Source organism: Variibacter gotjawalensis (assembly GCF_002355335.1).
Taxonomy (GTDB): Bacteria; Pseudomonadota; Alphaproteobacteria; order Rhizobiales; family Xanthobacteraceae; genus Variibacter; species Variibacter gotjawalensis.
Map to the genome: position 1 here is coordinate 509078 of NZ_AP014946.1, position 24572 is coordinate 533649.

Sequence of the window (24572 nt, forward strand, 5' to 3'; positions counted from 1 at the left end):
ACGGCGCTTCGCGCCTCCTCAGGATGAGGGCGGAATTTGCGCCGTCTCCGTTGACTCATTTGCCGTTTCTAGGCACGACGGGGCCTCGCATTCGGGGAAACGACCACACTTCATGATCAATAAGATCGTTCAGACCATGGCCGAGGCCATGCAGGGCATTCGCGACGGCTCGACCGTGCTGATCGGTGGTTTCGGCAGCGTCGGCCAGCCGAATGAACTGCTCGAAGGCCTTATCGAACAAGGCGCGACCGATCTCGTCTGCGTTGCCAACAACGCCGGCACCGGCCATGTCGGCCTCGCGCGCCTGATGGAACTCGGACGCGTGCGCAAGATCATCTGCTCCTTCCCGCGCAGCACCGGCTCGGTCGTCTTCGAAGAACTCTACAAGGCCGGCAAGCTCGAACTCGAAATCGTTCCGCAGGGAACGCTCGCCGAGCGTATGCATGCGGCAGGCGCCGGCATCCCGGCCTTCTTCACGGCGACCTCGGTCGGCACGCCGCTCGCGAAGGGCAAGGAAGAACGCGAATTCAATGGCCGCCGTTACGTGATGGAAGAAGCGATCTTCGCCGACGTCGCGCTGGTCGAAGCGTGGGAAGCCGACCGCTGGGGCAACCTCACGTATCGTTCCTCGGGCCGTAACTTCAATCCCGTGATGGCGATGGCCGCGAAGCTGACGATCGTGCAGACCCAGCATGTCCGCAATCTCGGCGAGATCGATCCCGAGCGCGTCGTCACGCCGGGCATCTTCGTCAATCGTGTACTGCATGTTCCGTACGGCGATCCGCCGATCAATCCGTAGGAGACAAACGATGTCGCAAGCCTACAAACCTTATGACCGCCGCCAGATGGCCGCGCGCGCCGCGAAGGATATCCCGGAAGGCTGGTACGTCAATCTCGGCATCGGCCTGCCGACGCTGGTCGCAGACTTCGTCCCGGTCGAACGCGAGGTCGTTTTCCACTCCGAGAACGGCGTTCTCGGCATGGGCCCGGCACCGAAGGACAACGAGATCAATCCGTGGCTCATCAACGCCGGCAAGGCGCTGGTCACGCTGCGCAACGGCGGCTCGTATTGCCATCACGCCGACAGCTTCGCGATGATCCGCGGCGGCCACATCGATCTCTGCGTGCTCGGCGCATTCCAGGTCGCCGAAAACGGTGACATCGCCAACTGGGCGACGTCCGAGAACGACACTGCACCGGCGGTCGGCGGCGCGATGGATCTCGCGGCCGGCGCAAAGAATTTGTGGGTGCTGATGGAGCACACAACGAAGCAAGGCGAGCCTAAGCTCGTGCGCCAATGCTCGTATCCACTGACCGCGCCGGGCGCGGTCTCGCGTGTCTACACCAACCTCGCCGTGCTCGATGTCACGCCGGACGGCTTCCTCGTCCGCGACATGGTGCAGGGCCTGACGCTCGACGAACTCCAGCGCGTGACGGACGCGCCGCTGAAGCTCGCGACACAGTAAGCATCTCTCCGCCTCATCCTGAGGAGCCGCGCAGCGGCGTCTCGAAGGATGCGGCGGCCCGGGCCTCAGTCCTTCGAGACGCGGCTGGATCGCTTCGCGACCTGCCGCTCCTCAGGATGAGGATTGATGTCAGTCGTTTTGGAGAAGGAAAGATTATGTCCAAGGACCTCGCCGCCACCATCGAAGCGGCCTTCGAGGATCGCAACAACGTCAACGCCGGCACCAAAGGTGCGGTGCGCGAGGCCGTCGGCGAAGCCCTCAACCTGCTCGACAGCGGCAAGGCCCGCGTTGCCGAGCCGCGTGACAACGGCGAATGGCATGTCAATCAGTGGCTCAAGAAGGCGGTGCTGCTGTCGTTCCGCCTCAACGACATGAGCGTCATCCCGGGCGGTCCCGGCAACGCAAACTGGTGGGACAAGGTGCCGTCGAAATTCGCTGGCTGGAACGACAACCGCTTTCGTGACGCCGGCTTCCGCGCCGTGCCGGGCGCGGTCGTCCGCCAGTCGGCCTACATCGCGCCGAACGTCGTGTTGATGCCGTCCTTCGTCAATCTCGGCGCCTATGTCGACACCGGCACGATGGTCGACACCTGGGCGACCGTCGGCTCGTGCGCGCAGATCGGCAAGAATGTGCATCTCTCGGGCGGCGTCGGCATCGGCGGCGTGCTCGAGCCGCTGCAGGCGAACCCGACCATCATCGAGGACGATTGCTTCATCGGCGCACGCTCGGAAGTTGTCGAAGGCGTTGTCGTCGGCAAGGGCTCGGTGCTTGCGATGGGCGTCTTCATCTCGTCGTCGACGAAGATCATCGACCGCGACACCGGCGAAATCTTCGTCGGCCGCGTGCCGCCCTACTCGGTCGTCGTCTCCGGCAACCTGCCCGGCAAGCCGCTTCCGAACGGCCAGCCCGGCCCGTCGCTCTACTGCGCCGTCATCGTGAAGCGCGTCGACGAGCGCACCCGTTCGAAAACCTCGATCAACGAACTTCTGCGCGACTAATCCACCACACTCGGCCCAAAACAGGTGGAAACGGCCCTTCCGGCCGTTTCCAGGCGCTCGGCTGCGGTCTATTTCTACCGTCAGTAGAAAAGCTGCGTCGATTCGCCAATCAGGAAAGGGCCTCAGATGGATTTCGCCTACCTCTTCACGCGCTCAGACGGACGCATCAACCGGAAGCCCTTCTGGATGGGCATCTTGGTGATGATCGCGATCTCGATCGTCGTCATCGGCCTCCTCGCTTTCACGGTCGGCATGGTCGGGCGCGGCGCGAAAATCGTCGTCTTCATCGTCCAGCTGCTGTTCCTGTACCCATCGTACAACCTGATGGTGAAGCGGCTGCACGACCGCGACCGTCCGGATTTCTTTGCCATCATCATGCTGGCGCCCGCGCTCGTGAACGGCCTGTTCGACGTCCTCGGCATCACGGGCAATCCGTTGAACATGGGCCCGCTCGATTACCTGCTGGGCATCGTCCAGCTCGGCATCGGTATCTGGTCGCTCGTCGAACTCGGCTGCTTGCGCGGCACCGTTGGCCCGAACCAGCACGGCCCGGACCCGCTGCAAGGCCAGCCGTAGCAGTCCAAGTCTTCGGAGACGAAAAGCCGGCGCCGCAAGCGCCGGCTTTTTTCATGCCTTCAACGCGGCCTCGATCGCATCGGCGAACACTTGCGCGCCGAGTACGATATCCTCGTCCGACGTATTCTCGGTCCAGTGATGGCTGATGCCGCCGATCGACGGCACGAACATCATCGCGGCCGGAATCTCGCGCGCCATGTACTGCGCGTCGTGACCTGCTCCGCTCGGCATCCGCATATGCTTGCCAGGCGCTGACTTTTCGGCTGCGGCATCGAGCGCCTTCTGCAAACCCTCGTTCATCAGCGCGGGAGTCGAAGCCGATCGGCGGTCGACTTTCAGCACGCAGCGCTCGGTTTTGTTCGCGGCAGCGCAAAGCTCCTGCAGCGCCACGTCCATACGCTCGAGCACTTTCGGATCGGCGTCGCGGAGTTGGAATAGCGCTTCGGCGCCGCCCGGAATCACGCTCGGCCCACCCGGGTCGAGCGTGATGCGGCCCGTCGTCCACACCGAGCGTGGACCCGCAATTTCCGGAAACTTTTTGTCGATCGCCGCCAGCAAACGAACCAGCGCCAAGCCGGCATCGCGTCGCCGCGCCATGCCGGTCGTGCCGGCGTGATTCTGCTCACCCGTCACCGTGATTTTGTATTGCCAGATTGCGACGATCGCCGTGACGACGCCGATCTTGAAACCGGATTGTTCGAGCGTATCGCCCTGCTCGATATGCGCTTCGAAAAATCCGCTGTGCCGTTTCGTATCGATATGCACGCGCGGACGTCCCGCGTAACCGGCGCGTTTGAGCGCATCGCGCATCGTCTCGCCCGTGGTGCGATCTCGCGCGTGATCGATGTCCTCTTCTTTCAATATGTCCATGAAAGAGCGGCTGCCGAGGAAGCTGCCGAAATGCCCTTCCTCGTCGCACAGCACGACAACATCCACACCGTTCGCCGACCCGGATTCCGCAATCGCGCGCGATGCTTCGAGCGCATAGATGACGCCGAGCGGCCCATCGAGCCACCCTGCATGGTTCTGCGATTCCAGATGCGAACCCGACAGCATGATGCGGCCTTTGGCCGGGCTACGGCCGAGAATATTCCCGATCCCGTCGACCTCAGCCGTGAGCCCGGCTTCCCGCATGCGGTCGACGGTCCACTCGCGCGCGGCGATATCGACATCCGAGAAGGTCGGCCGATGCACGCCGGTTTTGTACTCACCAAAGGTGCGCAGCTTGTAGAGGTCGGCGAGGACGCGGTCGGGCTTGATAGCGGGCATGTGAACTCCGTTCTTATTCGGGCGATTGAAGCAGACTTTGCCATTTCGTGTGAAGACGTTAGACGAAAGGCGCACGACCAAAGGGGGAATGCCCTTGGGTTGTGGCGGCAGGCGGGATTCGCATAATACGGCCCCAACGAGGGCCAGAACGGCTAGTGGGAGTGAAACGATGTCCGAAGCAGTGCACGAGGTTCCGGCCGCCTGGGCGAAACGCGCTTACATCGACGATGCAAAGTATCAAGCGATGTACCAGCGCTCGATCGACGACCCGAACGGTTTTTGGGCCGAGCACGGACAACGCATCCACTGGATGACGCCGTTCACCAAGGTCAAGAACACCGACTACAACGGCGACGTCTCGATCAAGTGGTTCGAGGATGGCGTCACCAACGTCGCCTACAATTGCATCGACCGGCACCTGAAGAACCGCGCCGACCAGGTCGCGATCATTTGGGAGGGCGACGATCCGTCCGAGTCGAAGAAGATCACGTATCAGGAACTGCACGACGAAGTGTGCCGGATGGCCAACATCCTGCGCCTCCGCAACGTCGAGAAGGGTGACCGCGTCACCATCTATATGCCGATGATCCCGGAGGCGGCTTACGCGATGCTCGCCTGCGCGCGCATCGGCGCGATCCACTCCGTCGTGTTCGGCGGCTTCTCGCCGGACTCACTGGCGCAGCGCATCACGGATTGCGAGTCGAAATGCATCATCACGGCCGACGAAGGCCTGCGCGGCGGCCGCAAGGTGCCGCTCAAAGCCAACGTCGACGCCGCGATTGCGAAGAGCGGCGGCGTCGATCACGTCATCGTCGTGCGCCGCACCGGCGGCGCGGTCGAGATGGATCCCGTGCGTGACGTTTGGTACCACGAGGCCGCCGACGTCGTGACGGCCGAATGCCCGTGCGCCGAGATGAACGCCGAAGACCCGCTGTTCATCCTCTACACGTCGGGCTCGACCGGTAAGCCGAAGGGCGTGCTGCACACGACGGGCGGCTATCTCGTCTTCGCGTCGATGACGCATCAATACGTCTTCGACTATCACGACGGCGACATCTACTGGTGCACGGCCGATGTGGGCTGGGTGACGGGCCACTCGTACATTCTCTACGGACCGCTCGCCAACGGCGCGACGACTCTGATGTTCGAAGGCGTGCCCAACTACCCGACGAATTCGCGCTTCTGGGAAGTCATCGACAAGCACAAGGTCAACACCTTCTACACGGCGCCGACCGCGATCCGCGCACTGATGCAAGCGGGCGATGAGCCGGTGAAAAAGACGTCGCGCGCCTCGCTGCGGCTGCTCGGCTCGGTCGGCGAGCCGATCAATCCGGAAGCCTGGGAGTGGTACTACCGCGTTGTCGGTGACAACCGCTGCCCGATCGTAGATACGTGGTGGCAGACCGAGACTGGCGGCATTCTCATCACGCCGCTGCCGGGCGCAACGAAGCTCAAGCCGGGCTCGGCGACGCGCCCGTTCTTCGGCGTCAAGCCGCAGATCGTCGATGCGGAGGGTAAGCCGCTCGAAGGTGCGGTGAGCGGCAACCTCTGCATCACGGACTCCTGGCCCGGCCAGATGCGCAGCGTTTACGGCGATCACCAGCGCTTCATCGAGACATACTTCAAAACGTATCCCGGCAAATATTTCACGGGTGACGGCTGCCGCCGCGACGAAGACGGCTACTACTGGATCACGGGCCGCGTCGACGACGTCATCAACGTGTCGGGCCACCGCATGGGCACGGCGGAAGTCGAGTCCTCGCTGGTGCTGCACGAAAAGGTGTCGGAGGCTGCCGTCGTCGGCTATCCGCACGACATCAAGGGTCAAGGCATCTACGCTTACGTGACGCTGATGAACGGCGTCGAGCCGAGCGAGGAGCTGCGCAAGGAACTCGTCGCCCATGTCCGCAAAGACATTGGCCCGATCGCGGCGCCGGATAAAATCCAATTTTCGCCCGGCCTGCCGAAGACGCGCTCCGGCAAAATCATGCGCCGCATCTTGCGCAAGATCGCCGAAGACGATTTCGGCAACCTCGGCGACACGTCCACGCTCGCCGACCCGGCCGTCGTCGACGATCTCGTGAACAATCGGCAAAATAAGAAGTCGTAAGCGACTTCGATTTTTCGGAACGGCAAGCGCCGAAGGACAGTCCTTCGGCGCTTTTTCTTTTTGCCGTCGCGCCGAGAGAAATGCATTTGCCGCGTACCGTGAAGAACGGGAGATCGATCTATACATCGGCATAGTCAGGTCACGCGACGCGTGACATCATCGGAGCGTTCTTTTTCGCATCGTTTTCTTGAGAGATTGCCATGGTTTCACGCCGCGACTTCGTCATCGGCAGCGCCGCGCTGACCGGCACCATTTGGTCCGACATTGCAGGACCGGCCGCGGCGCAGGAGCGCACCAAAGCGGCGTCAGGAAACTACGACGCCGGCGAACTCGCGCACATTCTCCCAACCGTCAGCCACGACCGCATCCTGATCAAAGCCTCGTTCGTCCGCCCGCTCGAGAGCGCGCCGACGCTAGCGCTCGGCCCCAATCACAGCGTGCGCGGCGAAGCGACCGCGCCGGGCGCCGATTTCTGGCAATTCGATGCCGACGGTCTGCAGCCCGGCACGACCTATTCGTTGTCCCTCACGACCAATGGCCGCTCGCTCTGCGAGCCTTGGACGCTCAAAACGTTTCCGCACCCTGACGCGACGCCGGCAACCTTCCGCGCGCTGATCTACACTTGCGCGGGTGGCCACGACATCTTCAACCGCACGGCGGCACCCGGCCGTTACGTGCGTCTGCCAGCCGAGATACGGCGGCGCCTTCTCGCGCGCGGTTTGTCGTTCGCGCCCGATGCCCTGATCGCGAATGGCGACCACATCTACTGGGACCTGCAAGCGCCGCAAGCATCGCCTGGTCTCGGCGCATCTCCTTTAGCGCTCGAGTACGCCGGCGCATTCGATCGCGCACAGCCGGTGCTAGGCTCGATCAACGAGAAGCCGTTCCTGCGCGCCGCCGGGCCGCAGATCGTGCCGCTCTACGGCGCCCTTTGCCGCTCGACCCCTGTCTTCTTCATGCAGGACGATCACGATTACTTCGAGAACGACGAAGCAACGGACGCGATCGTGACCTTCCCGCCCGACGCCTTCATGACCGCTATGGCGCGCACCACGCAGCGCCTTTACTACCCGGAGTATCTGCCGGACCGCGAACGTCCGCTCGGCTTGCCCGGATCGTCGGCAGGCGACCGACCGCGCGGGGTTTCGGAAACGTTCGGAACGCTTCGATACGGAAAGCTCGCCGAACTCCTGATGTACAGCGTTCGCCCCACCATGACGATGGCGGGACCGAGCGCCGTCTTCCTCGACCCGACTGTCGAGACGTGGCTCAAGAAACGCATGGCGGCGGCTGACGTGACGCACGTCGTCAACGTTCCGTCCAATCCGCCGGGCTGGAGCGCCGGCAAATGGGGCGAGTGGTATCCGGACGTCCTGCGCGACGGAAAGCTCGGTATCGATGTCGCGAAGCCCTACTGGCAATCCGGCTGGCTCAAGCAGCATGACCGGTTGCTGACCGCCGCACATCAAATGCCGGGCCGTGTTCCGCTCTTCGTCAGCGGCGACCTCCACGCGATCGGCGAAGGCTTCATCCATCGCAGCGGGCGTGCCGACTTCTCGCGCAACCCGATCGTCGCTGTGCTCTCGGGCCCGCTCGGCACCGCCGATCGCGGCTGGCCGTCGAATTTTCGCGGCGTCGGCGCGTTGCCGTCTTCCGTGCTCGACCTGCAGGAAGCGCTCAAGCCGATCGAGGACAACGGCTTCATCATCGCGGATTTCACGCCGGACGCGATCACGATCCGCTATTTCGGCTTCAACTATCGGCGCATGCCGGTCGAGGCCATCGACACGCTCGAACCCTTCCGCACGACTGTGCTGAAGCGGCCGTCCTAAGCGCTGAGCGGCCACAGCGTTAACGGTTGCTGATCGCGATCAGCCGGATTTGCTACGACGCGATTTGCGGATTTCTCATCCTTCTCGGCTAGGCTCCCTGCATTGCACCACTGGCTTCTGCAGAGAACCGCCGATGACCGAATTTTACTTTGGCCGCCGCGCATCCACCCCCGTTGGATCGCCAGCCGCAGCTTCCATATCCAGCGCTACAGCAACCGATAAAGCCGGCCCGAATTGGCGTTTGATCTTCGGCGCATTGATCGCAGCCGCGGTCGTCGTCGGACTCAGCGCCACGGCTTACAGCGCCCTCAGCAACGCCGAGCCCCCGTGGGATAGCGGTGCTTATCCGACCGTGGAGACATCGCTCCGTCATGTCGGCGCGCCCAATCCAGTTTTGAAGGAAGCACACGAGACGTGTGTCAGCCGTTCGATCGGCGGCCGCCGATACTTCCCCGGCTGGCGACGCGCCGCCGAGGGCGAGGTGCTGTTGTCGCAGCATGCCGAGTATCTGACCTGCCTCACCAGCGAGCGGCCGGAGCGTTTCTGCGCAACGAAGGATCGCCAGCATTTGCGCTATGCGCTCGAGAACTACTTCTCGCTGATGAAAAAGGTCCGCGCGGCTTGGGAACAGGCCCCGAAGACTTACACGATGCGCATCACGGTCAATCAGTCGATGCAGCCGTTGCCGAAGCGTAAAACGCGGCCGAGCGACGAAACCGATTCAAGCGTCCTGCTCGGTGTGCAGCGACTGATCGAACGCGGTTATCTCGCCCAAAGCGATCTCGGCGGCTTCATGCGGTCGGCGCCGGGCGATCTCGGCATTCTTCTGCGTGGTGTGTCGCCGCATCAGAAGGGCTGCGCGTAAAACGCGGGTCGCGTAGGGGTGCGCGCTATGGTAATCAGCGCGCATCGTGGCCCCGCCTAGCGAAAACCCCATCAACCCACTGCTCGTCGCAATCGGCGGTGCAGTCGCGATGGCGACCTATATGGGGCTCGGGCGCTTCGTCTACACGCCGATCCTTCCCGTGATGGTCGAGCATCTCGGCTACTCCAAAGGGCAAGTCGGCGTTATCGCCTCGTCGAACTTTCTCGGCTATCTCACCGGCGTTCTGATCGGCGCAACGCCGTGGATCAAAGGCTCGCGGCGCGCCTGGGCGCTCGCAATGCTCGCTCTCAGCGCGGTGACGACCGGCGCGCTGGCCTTCTTCTCCTCGATCCTTGTGCTGTCCGTGCTGCGCTTCGTCGGCGGCGTCGCGAGTGCGATCGGCTTCGTCTTCCTCGCCGCACTTGTGATTGATCGCCTGACGCAAGCCGGACGCGTCGGCTTGCTCTCGGTGCAATTCGCCGGTGTCGGCATCGGCATCGCGAGCTCGGCCTTCATGGTCTCGGTGATGATCCGCTGTGGCGCCGGGCCTTATGGTCTGTGGCTGGCCTGCGGCGCCGCCGGTCTTGTATCGATCCTCCTGGTCGCGCTGCTAATCCCGGCCCGCACCGACACGCCTGTGGCAGCCGCAGCATCAGGATCGCGCGGCGGCATGATAAACTCCGCGATCATCCGCATCTTCCTCGCTTATTCGCTCTACGGCTTCGGCTACGTCATTACGGTGACGTTCCTCGTCGCGATTGTGCGCGCCAACCCGGCGATCCAACCGCTCGAATTCTGGATCTGGATCATCGTCGGTCTTGCGGCCGCGCCGTCGATCGCGCTGTGGAACCGCATCGCGCGAAAGCTCGGCCCGAAGCGCACTTACGCACTCGCCTGCGTCGCCGAAGCGATCGGCGTTGCGTCGAGCGTGCTGTGGCAGGAGCCGGCCGGTGCGATACTCGCCGCTGTCTTGCTCGGCGGCACATTCGTCGCGCTGACGCCGCTCGGCATCGCGGCGGCGCGCGAACATGCGGCGGGGGATCCGCGCATCATCATCTCGGGAATTTCCGTCGGCTTCGGCATCGGCCAAATCATCGGCCCGATTTTTGCGGGCTGGCTGTTCGACAGCATCGGAAGCTTCATGCCATCGACCCTCGCGGCGGCGGGAGCATTGCTCGTCGCGGCCGGGTTGATGTTGTCGATCCGACCAGCACGAGTCTAGCGGCTCGGCCGCTACCTATCTTCGCGACGCTTGATAGACCGGGTCGGCGCGGCCTTCCGCGACCAACCGATTCGTCGCCGTCTCAATATCGTTTTGGAGCCGCGCGAGAAAGTCGGGCGGCGATAAACCGGCAGGGATCGGATCGAGAATTTCGACGATGATCTTTCCGGGAAAGCGCAAGAATTTTCGCCGCGGCCAGAACAGGCCTGCATTCAGCGCCACCGGCACACATGGCACTTTGAGCTCATCGTAAATGCGCGCAATACCGAATTTGTAGTTCGGCGGCGCATCGACGGGGCGGCGCGTGCCCTCCGGGAAGATGATGATCTGCCGGCCTTCGTCGATCGCGCGGCGCGCCTGCTGCATCATCAACGGAATGGCTTGCGCGCCTGTGCTGCGATCGACCGCGATCATTTCCCCGACGCGCGTGAACCAGCCGAAGACCGGGATGTACTGAAGTTCTTTCTTCAAGATGAAAGCCGGATCCGGAACGATCGGCATCAGGCGGCAAGTCTCCCACGTCGACTGATGTTTTGAGCCGATGAGAAAACCACCCTTCGGCAGTTTCTCGAGGCCGCGGAATTCGACTTTCGTGCCGCAGATTTTCTCCAGCCACCATTGGCTCGACAAACCCCAAAGCTTGGCGAAATAGATGATGCCGTGCCGGCGCATGAAGAATGTCGGAGTCGCGGCGATCAGCAGCGCGATCAGATTGGTGAAAAAGACGATGTTGTAGGCGAGCGAGCGAATATAGATCACGAAAGAACCTTGCGCTGCGGAGGCCGCACGCTAAAGCATTTCAATCGTAGAGGGAAACGCTACAGGATCGGTTCGACCGTCCCCTACGGGATTGGTTCCGCCATCGCGCCCATGCGGCTGGACGAGGCCTCAGTGGGCGTAGCGCCCGGCGGTTCGACCTGCATGCGCAGCTTGGCGACGACGAATTTGATGTATTCGGTCGCAACGAGACGAGCCGTCGGCAGGCTCTCCCACCACGGCTCTTCGCGCAGTTTCTCGCTCACTACCGGGAACGGGATGAGTTCGACCTCCGGTAGCTTGTGCGAGAGCTCCGCCATCGCGCGCGGCATGTGATAGCTCGACGTCACGACGATCAGCGATTTGAAGTTCTGCTCGCGCGTCCAGCGCTGCGTCTCCGACGCATTGCCGAGCGTGTTCACGGCAAAGTAGTCAAGATCGATGCAGCACTCGGCGAGGCGCTCGAATTTCGGCGAGATGCGCGCAAGATCGCGCGGCGACGTCATGCGATGCACGCCGCTGATCAGCAGGCGCTTGCCGTGACCGCGCGAGAGCAGCTCAACCGCGTCGTCGACGCGTGACGAGCCCCCAGTGAGAACCACGATCCCGTCGGCGTTGCGCACGAGCCGCGTCTCGCGCGTCGCGATGCTGCCCGCGAACCACACGAATCCTGCGCTGAAGACCAGGACAGCCGTCAAAACCGCCAGAATCACGGTGCGGCGCATGGCGCGTACCAGGATGGGCGGCTTCGTCGGATCGGTCGCTGTGAGATCGTGCGACATGACGTTCACATAAGAATTATCTAGCGCGAAAATGGGGCAAAGGATGAAGGCAATACCGTCAATCCAAAGTCTTTAGCGTGCGATGTACGGTCCATCGCGAGGTCATCCCGGCGACAGCCGCGACCAGGATAATCACCCCGGTCATGCCTGCATAGCCGTTCGGCCCAAGCGACAAAGTCCCGAACATCGATGCGAGTTCCATTTCGGTGGTGGCGCCGAGCGGCGCCGACGAATACCGCAGCGCAACGAAGACGAGCATGGCGGCTCCGCCGCCGATGATCGCCCCGCGCATGCCGAGCCGCAGGAAGTGCCGCTGGAATTGCCCCGCGATGTAACGGTTCTTGGCGCCGACGAAATGCAGCACCTCGACGATCTGATGATTGCTGGCCATCGCGCCGCGCGTCGCGAAGCCGACCAAGAGAACCGTCGCACCGAGCATCAGCAGCAGCACCGTCGTGCCGGTGAGAACAGCGAGGCGAGTCATGTGGCGCATGCGTTCGATGAAGGCGCGATGATCGTCGAGCGATGCCGTCGGCACTGCCGTGAGCAGCCGCGCTTTGAGCGCCGCCATGTCGACGATCGTATCCGGCATCGCGTTGACGACGATCAGACGCGGCACCGGCAGGCCGGAAAGCTGCACGCCGCTGCCGAGCCACGGCTCGAGCAGCTGCGAGGATTCGGCAAGCGAATAGGCGCGCGCCCGCGCGATGCCGGGCGCATTGCGCAGCAACGCTTCGGCCGCCGCGACATCCGCCTCGATATCGCGCCCATCCGCCGGACGGATCTGCACGGTCAGTTCGCGCGAGACTTCCGCCTGCCAGTCGCTTGCAGAGGTGCGCACCAGCACGACGACGCCAAGCGTCAGCGACGCCAGGAACGTCATGATCGCGATGACGGCGATGAGTGAACGTCCCGCAATCGATTTCGGTTGGATCAACGGCGACGGCCGTGCGGATTTCTGCTTCGGCTGCGGCGCGGCACGCTGCGGCACAGGGCGCGGTTTCACCGGCTCCGGCACCGGAATGACGGGCGTTGCCAGCGAGCGTTTACGTTTCTGCAGATCGACGACGGGATAGCGGTCGCGCGCTTCAGTCAAGGACATGGAGATGTCCTTCGTGCAGCACCATGCGGCGCGCGTCGTATTCATCCATCAGCGCGAGATCGTGCGTCGCGATGACGATTGACGTCCCGGAGCGATTGAGTTCGACGAACAGCCGCAGCAGCCGCTGCGCCATCGCGGGATCGACGTTGCCGGTCGGCTCGTCGGCGAGCAGCAGTTCGGGCTGCGCGATGACGGCGCGCGCGATCGCGGCGCGTTGCTTCTCGCCACCCGACAGCGTCGGCGGCAACGCGGTCAAGCGATCGCCGAGACCGACCCAGCGCAACAGTTCGACGACTTCGTTGCGGTAACTCGCCTCCGTGCGGCCGAGAACGCGCAGCGGCAGCGCGACATTCTCGTACGTCGTCAGATGGTCGAGCAGACGGAAATCCTGGAAGACGAGGCCGACGCGCCGGCGCAGCACCGCGAGGTCTTCCTTGCAGAGCTTATCGGTGTCGTGGCCGAAGAGTTCGACCCGCCCGTGGCTCGGCTTCAGCGACATAAACAGCAGCTTGAGGAGCGACGTCTTGCCGGCGCCCGACGGCCCGGTGAGAAACTGAAACGAGCCCGGCCGGATATCGAAGCTGAGGTCACGCAAGACCTCGGCCCCCTCACCGTAACGCACGCTCACATTCTCAAACCGGACCACGCAATATTCCTCGACGCGCGCAATGACTCTCCGCGAGAGTTTCGGCGTGTCGGCTTAAGGACGCATTAACGATAAGACCCCCGAAGCCTGTGGATTTTTATGGTTTCCGATCCGTTAACAAAGTTCGGCTTAGGGTAGCGCAACAAGGCTTCGGACACCGATTCGATACATGCTGATCGACTGCCCCCATTGCGCCGCCGGATATGACCTCGACGTCTCGGAGCTTGCCGAGGGCGGTTTCATTCGCTGTGCCCATTGCCGCACGATGTGGGCCCCCAACGAAGCCGACCCGCCGGCGCTCGGACCGCAGACGCCGCGCCGTTCCTCGATCGTCCTCGAAGCGAGCCCCAGAACGCGGAGTGAGCCGCGCGACATCATCGACATCGAGGTCTTCTACGAAGAAATCACCAAACCCGCGCCGCGCGACCCTTATGAGCCGCCGCCGGAAGTCTTCCGCTATGCTCCCGAAGCCGAACCCGTTCGCATCGTCGAGGCGCCGGCCCGTCCCGCCGAGGCAAAGCGCCCCGTCGAGGCAAAGGTCGCCCTGGAGCCGAAACTGTTCGCAGCGCCGGTGAGCGAAGCCGCCGAGCCCGCCGAGCCTTCCACGGCTCTCGCAATCATCGAATCCAAAACCGAGACCTTCGAGGACCTCGAAGCTTTCGTACGCGGCGTTCCGGCTTTGGCCGCCGATGCTCCGCCCGAAAAACCGGCTGCGCCGCTGCGCCTCGTCAAGGACGAACCGGCTGCGAAGAAGAAGGATCGTCCGAAGCGCGCGCGCTGGCCTTATGCGGCAGCGAGTCTTGCCGCCGCGATCGTTGGGCTTGTCGTCATGCGTGTCGACGTCGTGCGCCTCGCACCGCAGACTGCAGGGGTCTACGCCGCGTTTAAGTTGCCCGTGAACGTGCGCGGCCTCACTTTCGCGGATGTTCGCACCGCGCAAGAGAAACAGGACGGCATCGACGTCCTCGTCGTCACCGGCTCGATCGCCAACGGGACGCGCAAACCGGTCGACCTGCCGAAGCTGCGGATGGCTTTGTTGGATGCCGGCGGCGCCGAAGTCTTCACCTGGGCCACCGCCGCCGGAAAAACCTCCCTGGCGCCGGGCGAGACGCTGCCGTTCCGCTCCCGCGTCGCCTCACCGCCCGCGAACGCGCACGACATCCAAGTCCGCTTCGTCAGCGGCCGCGATACGGCGACGCCTTAATCAGAAATCCTTCAACAGCCGCTCGAGGTATTCGAGCTCGAGCTGCGGACGGCCGGGATCGGAGAAGCGGCGGCGCAGCTCTTCGAGGATGCGGCGTGCGCGCTGCACGTCGATCTCGCCCGGCACCTTCACGGTGACGTCGTCGCCATAATCGCGCCCACGCAGCGGACGGCCGAGCGGATCGGTTTCCTGGTTCGCGCGCGCCTGACCGCGACCCGGCTGGCCATTCGGACCTTGGCCGTTCGGCCCGCCCTGCTGCATCTGCTGTGCGAGATTGCCGGCGCCGCGGCGCATCGCTTCGACGGCGCGGCCCTGCGCACGTCCCGCGCCCTCTGCATCGCCTTGGCCGAGTGCGTCTTCGGCTTCGCGCATCGCCTGCTCAGCCTCGCCGAGAGGGTTGCTGCCGTCGCCGCCCTGACCGGGCTGCTGGCCGCCTTGCCCGGGCTGGCCTTGCTGGCGCTTGCGTAGCTCGTCGAGCAACTTACCGAGGCGCTCGCGCAGCTGCTGCTGGTCGCGCTGGATGTCGCCCATGCCTTGCTGGCCTTCTCCCTGCTCGCCCTGCTGGCCCTGTTGTCCCTGCTGACCTTGTTGGCCGCGTTGACCACGCTGCCCGCGCTGTCCCTGGCGGCGCTGGTCTTGGCCTTGGCCGAACGTGCGATCGCGCAACTGCTGTTCGCGGCGGATCATATCGCCGAGTTCGTCGAGCGCCGACATGTCGTCGTTGCCGTCTTCGCCCTGCTGGCCGGGACGCGCGGTCTGCAGATTTTCGAGGAGCTGCTGCAGCTGATCGAGCATCGCGCGCGCCGCATCCTTGTTGCCGGAGCGCGCTTGGTTCTCGAGCTTGTCGAGCATGCTGCGCAGATCCTGCGGACGGATCTCGCGCGCGTTGCGATCGAGCGGACGCTGCGCCTGCGGATTCTTCCGCATCTCTTCGTTCAGCGCCTGCATGTATTTTTCGAGCGCGGCGCGGAGGTTATCCATCAGGCGCTTGAGTTCTTCTTCGCTGGCTCCGTTTTCGAGCGCCTGACGCAGCGCATCTTGCGCGGCGCGCAGCGCCTGCTCGGCGTCCGAGACGTTGCCGTCTTCGATCGCGAGCGCCATCTGCCACATGCGATCGGCGGCGGCACGCAAGTCTTCATCGCTCTTCGCGCGCACGATCATCTGATGGATCGTGCGGAGGCCGAGATAAATGCCGGCTTCCGGCGTGAAGCGTTCCGGCGCGATCGTCAGCGCATCGAAGGCGCGTGCGACGCGATCACGCATCTCCGCATCCATCGCGAGGATGCGGCGCTGTTCGATCAGCGCGCGCGCCAGCGGCTTATAGAACGGCCGCTGCGGCAGCACGAAAGTATGCGGCTCGCTACTTCCCTCGTTGCCGCCTTCGTCGCGGGCGACGAGGGTCATCACGACTTCAGTGCCGGCCCAAGGATGCTCGGAGAAATCCTTCATCGTTTGGCCGACGCCGTTGCGCGTGCGCGCTTGCGGCAAGGTCAGGCCAAGCGTGGGCGCGCCGTAGAGCGGCCGCGCTTTTGCCCGCGCCGTCTTCGGCGCGAAGGTTGCTTCGGCTTTGGTGACGCCGTAATCGTCTTCGATGCGATAGGTCAGCTGCACGGCGCCGCGTGCTTGTGGCTCCGGGTCTTTCGCCAGCGCAATCGTCGGCGCGCGATCCGGAATCGCGTTAAACGCATAGACGATCTCTCGGCCCGCGCCGCGCACGGTGATCGTGCCGGAAGCGCCAACCGTGTAGCGATGCTCCGTGGTTCCGGCGACCGGCTTGGCGGCGCCCTCTTCGGTCGGCGCCTCGGTCACACCGCGCGACGCGATGTCGAGCGTGACGCCGCTGGCGCGAATGACGACAACGCTACCGGCCGGAACCGCGACCGGCGCAGCATCTTTCAACGGCTCGCCCGCACGCATGCCGGCCAACAGAACGGGCGGCCGGCCCGTGTAGTTTGGCGGCGTCACCCAAGCATCGACGCGATAGTTCGCGCTCGCGATGGCGCCGCGGAAGTCGAACGCGGACTTGAGCAGCCGCCAGCGATCGCCGCCGGCCGCGACGAACGAGGCGACCAGCAGCAGCGCGACCAGCGCGCGGAGTGCAAACGGATCGAGGCGCGCGAGGCCGGGCTTCGGCGTACCGCCCTTGAGCCGGCTCGCGGAGGCCGCAGCGCGCGCGACATGCGTGTCCCACAGCATGCGGGAGCCGTCGTCGTTGGCGCCGCCCGCGATGCGGTCCGTCATCGTTGTAGCGGGGCGGTGCGCGACACCGCTCGACGCATCGACGCGTTGCAGCGCTTGGCGGCGGTTCGGCAGCGAGAAGCGGATGAATTGGAACAGCGCCGCGCTAAACGCGCCGGCAAACAGCATGAGAACGACCACACGGCCATAGACCGGGATCATCTGCCAAACGCCGGCCCAAGACACGGCGAGGAACAGCGCCGCGATGGTTGCGAGCAGCGAAAGGCGGGGCCAGAGGCGCTCCCATGTGAGCGCCCAATAGGCGCGTGTCAGCGCACGCGACAAGAAACTGCGGGGAGCATTGCTGCCGGCCTGGCGGCGGGCGACGTCATGATCCGTCAAAGCGTTCTCCTGGTAGGGCGCAGTCTAGCACGGGATTGCCGGGAATAACCAGCAAGGGCCGGGCCAACCAGGGTCACGCCTTGGTTAGGTCAACCAGCCAGGAATGCGATCTAACGCAATGAGTTCGTCGGTTTCGAGGCGTGGGCGTACCACCGCCCAGTCGTCGCCATTCACCAGTATTTCCGGCACTAATGCGCGGGTATTGTACGTTCCGGCCTGCACGGCGCCGTACGCGCCGGCCGACATCACGGCGAGAAGTTGGCCGGGTCGCGGTTCCGCCATATCCCTTCCGAGCGCCAGATAATCCCCGGTTTCGCACACCGGCCCGACCACGTCGGCACGGATGCGTGGCGCATCGCCCTTCGGCTCGTCGACCGGCATGACCTCGTGATAGGCCTCGTAAAGCGTCGGGCGGATGAGGTCGTTCATTGCCGCATCGACGATGACGAAGTTCCGCGCCTCGCCGTGCTTCACGAAGATCACGCTCGTCACGAGGATACCGGCGTTGCCGACCAGCAAGCGGCCGGGCTCGAACACAAGCTTGCAGCCAAGATCGCGCGTCGCCTTCTTCACCACCGAAGCGTAGGCGTCCGGCAGAGGGGGCGGCTCGTTCGAATCGCGATACGGAATGCCGAGCCCGCCGCCGAGATCGACATGGCTGATCGCGTGTCCGTCGCCGCGCAGCGTGCGCACGAAATCCGATAGCAGCGCGAACGCATCGTCGAACGGCTGCAGGTCCGTGATCTGGCTGCCGATATGCATGTCGACGCCGGAGATCTTGAGGCCCGGCAATTTCGCGGCACGCGCATAGACGTCGCGCGCGACGCTGATCGGGATGCCGAATTTGTTCTCGGATTTTCCGGTCGCAATCTTCGCATGCGTCTTTGCATCGACATCCGGATTGACGCGCAGCGAAACCTGCACGGTCCGACCTTTAGAAGATGCGATTTGCGAAAGTTGCTGCAGCTCAGGCTCGGACTCGACGTTGATGCAGAAGATGCCCGCGTCGACCGCCATCGCGAGTTCTTGCGCGGTCTTGCCGACGCCCGAGAACATAATGCGCTCGGGCGGAATACCCGCTGCAAGGGCACGTTTGAGTTCGCCGCCCGAAACCACATCTGCGCCGGCACCCAGCCGCGCCAGCGTACGCAGCACGGCTTGGTTGGAATTCGCCTTCATCGCGTAACAAACGAGCGCGTCGACATCAGCGAAAGCGCCCGCGAATACGTGGTAGTGCCGCTCCAGCGTCGCAGTCGAGTAACAATAGAAGGGCGTGCCGACTTGTTCGGCGATCGTCGTCAGACTGACGCCTTCGGCGTGCAGCACGCCGTTGCGATACGCGAAGTGATGCATGGCGAGGCGGCGGTCAGTTGATCAGGAAATCGAGCGGGCTCGACTGGCGGGCGGCCGGTGCATTGATGACGGCGCCCGATTGCGTGCCGGCGCCCGTCGTCGACTGATTCTTCGGCAGATCGCGGCCGACTTTTGCGCCTACAGCGCCCGGCGCGCGCGAGCCGTAAACCGGCTGGCTTGCCTGCGGCAGCGGTTCGGCGGTCGCTCGCTTTTCCTCGTCGAGCTGCGCCTGCAGCGGCGACTCGAGCGGTCCTTTAACGCCGCAGGCTGCCACCAGCAACGGCAAGGCAACGACGGCGATCAGACGGGCAAAGCGATACGACATGAGGCTCACGAAACTCCGGCGCGATAACAACAGCATAGCAGATCGGGGCCGACTTGCGAGCCGCGCAACATGCATTGCGCGGCACTGTCGCATCTCCGCTACTTCTTCTCTTTCTCAAGCAACTTCAACCACTTCTTAGCTTCACGTTTAACGTTGGACGGCGCCGTGCCACCGAACGAGACTCGGCTCTTCACCGAACGATCCACCGACAGCACCGAGAACACATCGTCCGTGATGCCCGGCTCGACGCCCTGCATGGTCGCAAGCGGCACTTTGTGCAGCGGCAGATTGTCCTTCGCGGCCGCCGCGACGATGCTGCCCGTGATGTGATGGGCTTGGCGGAATGGAATGCCGAGCGATCGCACGAGCCAATCGGCAAGGTCCGTCGCGGTCGCGTAGCCTTCGCCCGCCGCCTTCTTCATGCGTGCCGGCTCCGGCTGCATGTCGCGCACCATGCCGGCCATTGCGGTGATGCAGAGCGAGAGCGAAGACAGCGCGTCAATCGCGCCTTCTTTGTCCTCCTGCATATCCTTCTGGTAAGTCAGCGGCAGACCCTTCATCACGATCATCAGCGCATTGAGGGCACCGACGATGCGGCCGGTCTTTGCGCGCACCAGCTCGGCCGCATCCGGATTGCGCTTCTGCGGCATGATCGACGAACCGGTTGTGAACTTATCCGACAGCTTCAGCATGCCGACAATCGGCGAGGTCCACAGCACGATCTCTTCGGCGAAGCGCGAAAGATGCACGGCCGCAATGCTTGCGGCGCTTAAGACTTCGAGCACGAAGTCGCGATCCGCAACCGCATCGAGCGAGTTCGCCATCGGCCGTGCGAAGCCGAGAGCGCTCGCGGTCGCATGGCGGTCGATCGGGAACGACGTGCCGGCCAGAGCCGCCGCACCGAGCGGCGATTCATTCATGCGCTTACGCGCATCGGCAAGCCGACCGCGATCGCGCGCCGTCATCTCGACGTAAGCCAGCAGATGATGACCAAACGTCACCGGCTGCGCGGTCTGCAGATGCGTGAATCCCGGCATCACGGTGCCGGCCTGCTCCAGCGCGCGCTCGGCGAGCGCCTGCTGATAATCGGCGAGCTGCGCGTCAAGCTGATCGACAGTGTCGCGCACGTAGAGGCGGAAGTCGGTGGCGACCTGGTCGTTGCGCGAGCGCGCGGTGTGCAGGCGCCCGGCCGGCGCACCGATCATCTCGGCAAGCCGCGACTCGACGTTCATGTGAATGTCTTCCAGCGCTCGCTGAAAGTTGAAGTTGCCCGCCTCGATCTCGGCCAGGATCTTATCTAGACCCTCGGTGATCTTCTGGGCATCGTCGGCCGCGATGATGCCCTGCTTGGCCAGCATGGCGGCGTGAGCCTTCGAGCCCGCGATGTCCTGCCGGAACAGGTGACGATCGAAGTCGATTGAGGCATTGATTTCCGCCATGATGGCGTCGGGCGCGGAGGCGAACCTCCCACCCCACATTTTGTTGCTCATGACGCGGCTCGCATAAGAGAAATTCCGAAGGCTTTTCAACGATATGACTGAAGCTTCCCCGCCCCCGACCGCTCCGCGCCGGTCCCGCCCCATTCTGTGGGGGGTGGCGGTGCTTGCCGTGGGCGTGGCTGCCGCGGCGGTATACGGGATAGCGGGCATGACGCGCAAATCGGCCGATGCGGGGGTCTGCATGGCCGCTTCCGCCGCCGGTAAGCGGGCCGCGCCGCATGCGCGCGGCGAAGTGGCTGCCGTCGCCATCCCGGCGCAAACCAAAGTGATGCCGGACCTCACCTTCGCGAGCCCGGATGGCCAGAAGAAATCGTTGGCGGATTTCCGCGGCCGCACCGTGCTACTCAACCTGTGGGCCACCTGGTGCGTCCCTTGCCGCAAGGAAATGCCGGCGCTCGATGAGCTGCAGGCGAAGCTTGGCTCGAAGGATTTCGAGGTCGTTGCAATCAACATCGACACCCGCGACCTCGAAAAGCCGAAGCGCTTCCTGACCGAGACCAAGATCGAGAAGCTCGCCTACTACGCGGACCCCTCCGCCAAGGTCTTTCAGGACCTGAAAGCGGCCGGCAAAGCCTTCGGCATGCCGACGACGCTGCTGATCGATCCAGCGGGCTGCGAGATCGCTTCGCTGGCCGGCCCCGCCGAATGGGCGAGCGAGGACGCGCTGAAGCTGATCCGCGCCGCGCTCGGCAGCTAAATTTCCGGACCCGCATTTCTGTGATCCCCATCACAGAACGAAGTCGGCCTGAGAGCTACTCATCCGCATACCGGATCGCCGGAACAACGGAGAGAAACAATGGCACTCAAAGTCAACCAACTTCTTGTCGACGACGTCATCATCTACCCCCTCGGCTTCACGGTCGAAGGCACAGAGCAGAACGACGTTCTGTATGGCGGCGCAGGCAACGACACCATTCGCGGTAACAGTGGCAACGATCGACTGTTCGGCGGTGCCGGCGATGATGTCCTCGATGGCGGCGCTGGAAATGATTTCTTCGTCGGAGGTCAAGGCGCCGACACTTTCCTCGGCGGTTCGGGTTTCGATACCGTGACTTACGGTAGCGCCTCCACCGGTGTCATCGTCGACATGGTGCGTGGACAAGGTCTGGGCGGAGAAGCGGCCGGCGACACCTACAATAATATTGAGCGGATCACAGGTAGCGACTTTGCGGATGTGGTGATCGCACATGGCATCGACATGACGCTGGACGGCGGCCGCGGCAACGACTTCCTCACGGGCTCCGACTACGGCTCCGACATCCTGATCGGCGGCGCCGGCGACGACACACTAAAAGGCGGCTTCGGCGGCGGCGCCGGCGGCCACAGCGGCGGCGGCTTCGGTGGCGGGCGATACCCCCAGCCAGGAGTCGATCAGTTCGTTGTCGGCCTCGACACCGGCACGGATCTCATCGTCGATTTCGACGCTCGCGACTTTCTCGTGATCCAGGGTATCACGGAGCGCAATGCACTAGGCACTGACGGGGAGCTCGCGCGTGGCAAACTGTCGGCCAGCGGCTTCCTTCAAGGCAACGTCAATCTCAGCGACAAGCTCTTCTTCGACACGGATACGCACATTCTCTACGAGATCGATACTGCTTCGATGTATGGCGTGACGTATGCGGAAAGTTTCCACGCGATCGCCAAGTTCGGCAACGGCTACAGCCTCAACACCGAAGACCTCGCGTTCATCTGAGCTCTGCGCCAGCGACCACGGCAATATCGGCCGGGGCGGAAGCAATCCCGCCCATGTCTTTCCGTCGCACCGCTGAACGTCATCGCGCATCGCTGCGACCAACTCGCGTAGCTGTGTCGTCCCGCACGGACCCCTTTGCGGCAAGGCGGTGCAGATTGCCTCCGCTACGTCGCGCCCGTTCATCGCGTTCGTGGCGTAGCGTGAGGCGCGGACGTCGCTGACCCGCAGAAATCGGGTTGTGTGTCAGCCACACATCGGGTCATCTCGCGGCGCAATTGTTCCGCGAGGTTCTATGGCGACAAGCCGCACGATGTCCGGCTCCGACTGGGCGCTTCTGTTTCTGCTGTCGGTGATCTGGGGCGGATCGTTTCTCTTCAACAAACTCGCCGTCAACGAACTGCCGCCACTCACGGTCGCGTTCTCGCGCGTCTTCGGCGGCGCGATCTGGCTCTATCTCATCGCAAAGATCATGCGCCAATCGATGCCGCGCACGCGCGCCGCGTGGCTGGCGCTCGCCGGCATGGGCCTCCTCAACAATGTGATCCCGTTCAGCCTGATCCTGTGGAGCCAGCAATACATTTCGAGCGGCCTCACCGCCATCCTCAACGCGACGACGCCGCTCTTCACCGTGCTGATCGCGCATTTTTTCACCACCGACGAACGCTTCACGCCGGGCCGCATCGCCGGTGTGCTCATCGGATTCTCGGGCGTCGTGCTGATGATCGGCCCCGACCTCATCGGCGATCTCGGCAAGAATGTCGTTGCGCAAATCGTGATGCTGCTGGTTGGAATCTTCTACGCGATATCCGGCATCTATGGCCGGCGCTTCCACAACATCCCGCCCGTCATCACGGCGACCGGGCAGATGACATCGGCGAGCATCATGCTGCTGCCGCTCGTGGTCATCGTCGATCGTCCGTGGACATTGCCGCTGCCGTCGAACACGGCGCTCGCCGCTCTGTTCTTGCTCGGCGCGCTGTGCACGACCGCTGCGTATCTCATTTTCTTCCGTATCCTGCGCCGCGCCGGCGCCACCAACCTGATGCTGGTGACGTTGCTGATCCCGATCAGCGCGATCCTGCTCGGTTCGCTCGTGCTTGGCGAACAACTCGCATGGCGTCACTTCGCCGGCATGGCGATCATCGCGCTCGGCCTCGCCGCGATCGACGGCCGGCCGTGGCAATGGCTGACGCGGCGCAAACACGCCGCAGCCGCCTGACTATTTATCGAACGCCTTGTCGAAGAACGCCGGGATCTCATCGGCCAAGTTCGCGAGCAGCGCGGCACGATCAAAGCCCGGCGGATCGGCCGCTGCATCGCCATCCGGCGACGGGATCGGAAAACTCGGCCGATCCATGAAGGCAAAATGCCACGCATTCGGCACCGGCTTGAACGCGACGCCCTGGATATTCTTCGCGATCCATTCGGCATGGAAGCGCGGCACCAGCCAGCGATCCTTCTCGGCGGCGTAAATCAGTGTCGGCACTTTGATTGATGCAAGCGAGTCCGCCGTGAACATCACGCCGAGCGGCGCCATCGCCACAACGGCACGAACGCGCGGGTCAGCCTTCGTCTCGACGACGGGCACGGCGCGCGCCGGATCATTGCTGCCGCCCATCCCGCAGAAAATCGGATCGGCCTCGCGCTCCTTCGCGCAATGCGCCGAGATCAGTGCGAGGTCGACACGCCCGCCCGCGGCCGCGACCACCGTGTAGCCGCCTGCGGAGTGTCCCAGCGCACCGACGCGCGGGCCTTTTTCGTCAGCCGCGATACGCGCCTTCCACTCGGGGTCGCTGAGCAAGGCGTCGACGACATTCGCGATGTGACGCGGCCGCTCGGTAAACAATGCGCCCGCCGAACGCTGCCATACGGATCGATCCTGCCAGTTGTCGCCCGGATGCCGAAGCGCCGCGACAAGATAGCCGCTGCGCGCGAGCGCAATCGCGAGGCTGCCGTGACCGAGCTCCGAACCGCCGGTGCCGTGGCTGAGAACGATGAGACCCTTGGTCTTCGCGTCCGGAGCCGCGCCGATTGCGACCCGCAGCGTGAAAGGGCCCATCGCGATATCGCGCGCGGGCGCTTGCGTCGGATAGATGAGCACGACGGAAATCGGTTCGGGATTCGATGCCGAGACCGGCACCGTGTAACTACGAAGGCCTGCCTCCGTGGCATAACCCGCGCGCGGAACCAGAAGGACGGCAAGCACACCGAAACACACGCGCAGCCAAAAACTGCGGTTACGAACTGTCATGAAAGCCGCCTCGAAAAGCCGGCCGAAAATTGAAGGAGAAATG

The 24572-nt window shown here is 63.9% G+C and carries 22 protein-coding genes; 12 read left to right on the forward strand and 10 right to left on the reverse strand.

Going from position 1 to position 24572, the window contains the following annotated elements; translation table 11 throughout:
• Window positions 1-115 precede the first annotated feature (115 nt).
• From GJW30_RS02470 to GJW30_RS02485, 4 genes are all read left to right on the forward strand, one after another.
• On the forward strand, window positions 116-799 hold the full coding sequence (locus GJW30_RS02470) for a 3-oxoacid CoA-transferase subunit A (RefSeq protein ID WP_197703799.1): 684 nt from the start codon (window positions 116-118) through the stop codon (window positions 797-799).
• 10 nt (window positions 800-809) lie between these two features.
• The gene (locus GJW30_RS02475; RefSeq protein WP_096351214.1) at window positions 810-1466 is read left to right on the forward strand and encodes a 3-oxoacid CoA-transferase subunit B; all 657 of its coding nucleotides are present in this window, start codon (window positions 810-812) and stop codon (window positions 1464-1466) included.
• Window positions 1467-1621: 155 nt separating this feature from the next.
• Entirely contained in the window at window positions 1622-2464 is an 843-nt protein-coding gene (gene dapD, locus GJW30_RS02480; RefSeq protein ID WP_096351216.1) for a 2,3,4,5-tetrahydropyridine-2,6-dicarboxylate N-succinyltransferase, read from the forward strand.
• Window positions 2465-2590: 126 nt separating this feature from the next.
• Window positions 2591-3040 (forward strand): DUF805 domain-containing protein, encoded by a 450-nt coding sequence (locus GJW30_RS02485; RefSeq protein ID WP_096351219.1) that lies wholly within the window; start codon window positions 2591-2593, stop codon window positions 3038-3040.
• 51 nt (window positions 3041-3091) lie between these two features.
• Here GJW30_RS02485 and GJW30_RS02490 read toward each other — a convergent pair whose 3' ends face one another.
• Complete coding sequence (locus GJW30_RS02490) at window positions 3092-4309, reverse strand: Zn-dependent hydrolase (RefSeq protein WP_096351221.1); 1218 nt, start codon at window positions 4307-4309, stop codon at window positions 3092-3094.
• 169 nt (window positions 4310-4478) lie between these two features.
• On the opposite strand from GJW30_RS02490, the gene acs reads away from it, so the two are divergent.
• From acs to GJW30_RS02510, 4 genes are all read left to right on the forward strand, one after another.
• Window positions 4479-6419 (forward strand): acetate--CoA ligase, encoded by a 1941-nt coding sequence (acs, locus tag GJW30_RS02495; RefSeq protein ID WP_096351224.1) that lies wholly within the window; start codon window positions 4479-4481, stop codon window positions 6417-6419.
• Between the two features lie 200 nt (window positions 6420-6619).
• Entirely contained in the window at window positions 6620-8251 is a 1632-nt protein-coding gene (locus GJW30_RS02500) for an alkaline phosphatase D family protein (RefSeq protein ID WP_096351226.1), read from the forward strand.
• Window positions 8252-8384: 133 nt separating this feature from the next.
• Complete coding sequence (locus GJW30_RS02505; RefSeq protein ID WP_130364720.1) at window positions 8385-9116, forward strand: hypothetical protein; 732 nt, start codon at window positions 8385-8387, stop codon at window positions 9114-9116.
• 46 nt (window positions 9117-9162) lie between these two features.
• Window positions 9163-10338, forward strand: a complete 1176-nt coding sequence (locus GJW30_RS02510) for a YbfB/YjiJ family MFS transporter (protein ID WP_130364722.1) — start codon at window positions 9163-9165, stop codon at window positions 10336-10338.
• A 15-nt stretch (window positions 10339-10353) separates the two neighbouring features.
• On the opposite strand, the gene GJW30_RS02515 is transcribed toward GJW30_RS02510, so the two are convergent.
• From GJW30_RS02515 to ftsE, 4 genes are all read right to left on the reverse strand, one after another.
• Window positions 10354-11097 (reverse strand): lysophospholipid acyltransferase family protein, encoded by a 744-nt coding sequence (locus GJW30_RS02515; RefSeq protein ID WP_245408630.1) that lies wholly within the window; start codon window positions 11095-11097, stop codon window positions 10354-10356.
• An 83-nt stretch (window positions 11098-11180) separates the two neighbouring features.
• On the reverse strand, window positions 11181-11876 hold the full coding sequence (locus GJW30_RS02520) for a YdcF family protein (RefSeq protein ID WP_096351235.1): 696 nt from the start codon (window positions 11874-11876) through the stop codon (window positions 11181-11183).
• A 58-nt stretch (window positions 11877-11934) separates the two neighbouring features.
• Window positions 11935-12978 (reverse strand): cell division protein FtsX, encoded by a 1044-nt coding sequence (locus GJW30_RS02525; RefSeq protein WP_245408631.1) that lies wholly within the window; start codon window positions 12976-12978, stop codon window positions 11935-11937.
• Window positions 12965-13624: a cell division ATP-binding protein FtsE gene (ftsE, locus tag GJW30_RS02530; protein WP_096351238.1), complete on the reverse strand. Its 660-nt coding sequence runs from the start codon at window positions 13622-13624 to the stop codon at window positions 12965-12967. The genes GJW30_RS02525 and ftsE overlap by 14 nt, the downstream gene beginning before the upstream one ends.
• Window positions 13625-13793: 169 nt before the next feature.
• On the opposite strand from ftsE, the gene GJW30_RS02535 reads away from it, so the two are divergent.
• Window positions 13794-14828, forward strand: coding sequence for an FxLYD domain-containing protein (locus tag GJW30_RS02535; RefSeq protein WP_096358616.1), 1035 nt, complete (start codon window positions 13794-13796; stop codon window positions 14826-14828).
• Here GJW30_RS02535 and GJW30_RS02540 read toward each other — a convergent pair whose 3' ends face one another.
• From GJW30_RS02540 to argH, 4 genes are all read right to left on the reverse strand, one after another.
• Window positions 14829-17408: a TIGR02302 family protein gene (locus GJW30_RS02540; protein WP_096351240.1), complete on the reverse strand. Its 2580-nt coding sequence runs from the start codon at window positions 17406-17408 to the stop codon at window positions 14829-14831.
• 84 nt (window positions 17409-17492) lie between these two features.
• Window positions 17493-18761, reverse strand: coding sequence for a diaminopimelate decarboxylase (gene lysA, locus GJW30_RS02545; protein ID WP_096351243.1), 1269 nt, complete (start codon window positions 18759-18761; stop codon window positions 17493-17495).
• Between the two features lie 13 nt (window positions 18762-18774).
• A complete protein-coding gene (gene lptM, locus GJW30_RS02550) occupies window positions 18775-19086 on the reverse strand; it encodes an LPS translocon maturation chaperone LptM (protein ID WP_096351246.1) in 312 nt (103 codons plus the stop codon).
• A 98-nt stretch (window positions 19087-19184) separates the two neighbouring features.
• Complete coding sequence (argH, locus tag GJW30_RS02555; RefSeq protein WP_096351248.1) at window positions 19185-20576, reverse strand: argininosuccinate lyase; 1392 nt, start codon at window positions 20574-20576, stop codon at window positions 19185-19187.
• Window positions 20577-20619: 43 nt separating this feature from the next.
• Between argH and tlpA the strand changes: the two genes are divergently transcribed.
• From tlpA to GJW30_RS02570, 3 genes are all read left to right on the forward strand, one after another.
• Complete coding sequence (gene tlpA, locus GJW30_RS02560) at window positions 20620-21282, forward strand: thiol:disulfide interchange protein TlpA (protein WP_096351251.1); 663 nt, start codon at window positions 20620-20622, stop codon at window positions 21280-21282.
• Between the two features lie 99 nt (window positions 21283-21381).
• Complete coding sequence (locus GJW30_RS02565) at window positions 21382-22278, forward strand: calcium-binding protein (RefSeq protein ID WP_096351253.1); 897 nt, start codon at window positions 21382-21384, stop codon at window positions 22276-22278.
• Window positions 22279-22570: 292 nt separating this feature from the next.
• Window positions 22571-23497 carry a DMT family transporter gene (locus GJW30_RS02570; RefSeq protein WP_245408632.1) on the forward strand — a complete coding sequence of 309 codons (927 nt, stop codon included), beginning with the start codon at window positions 22571-22573 and terminating at the stop codon, window positions 23495-23497.
• Here GJW30_RS02570 and GJW30_RS02575 read toward each other — a convergent pair whose 3' ends face one another.
• Window positions 23498-24529, reverse strand: a complete 1032-nt coding sequence (locus GJW30_RS02575; protein ID WP_197703763.1) for an alpha/beta hydrolase family protein — start codon at window positions 24527-24529, stop codon at window positions 23498-23500.
• Between the last annotated feature and the right edge of the window lie 43 nt (window positions 24530-24572).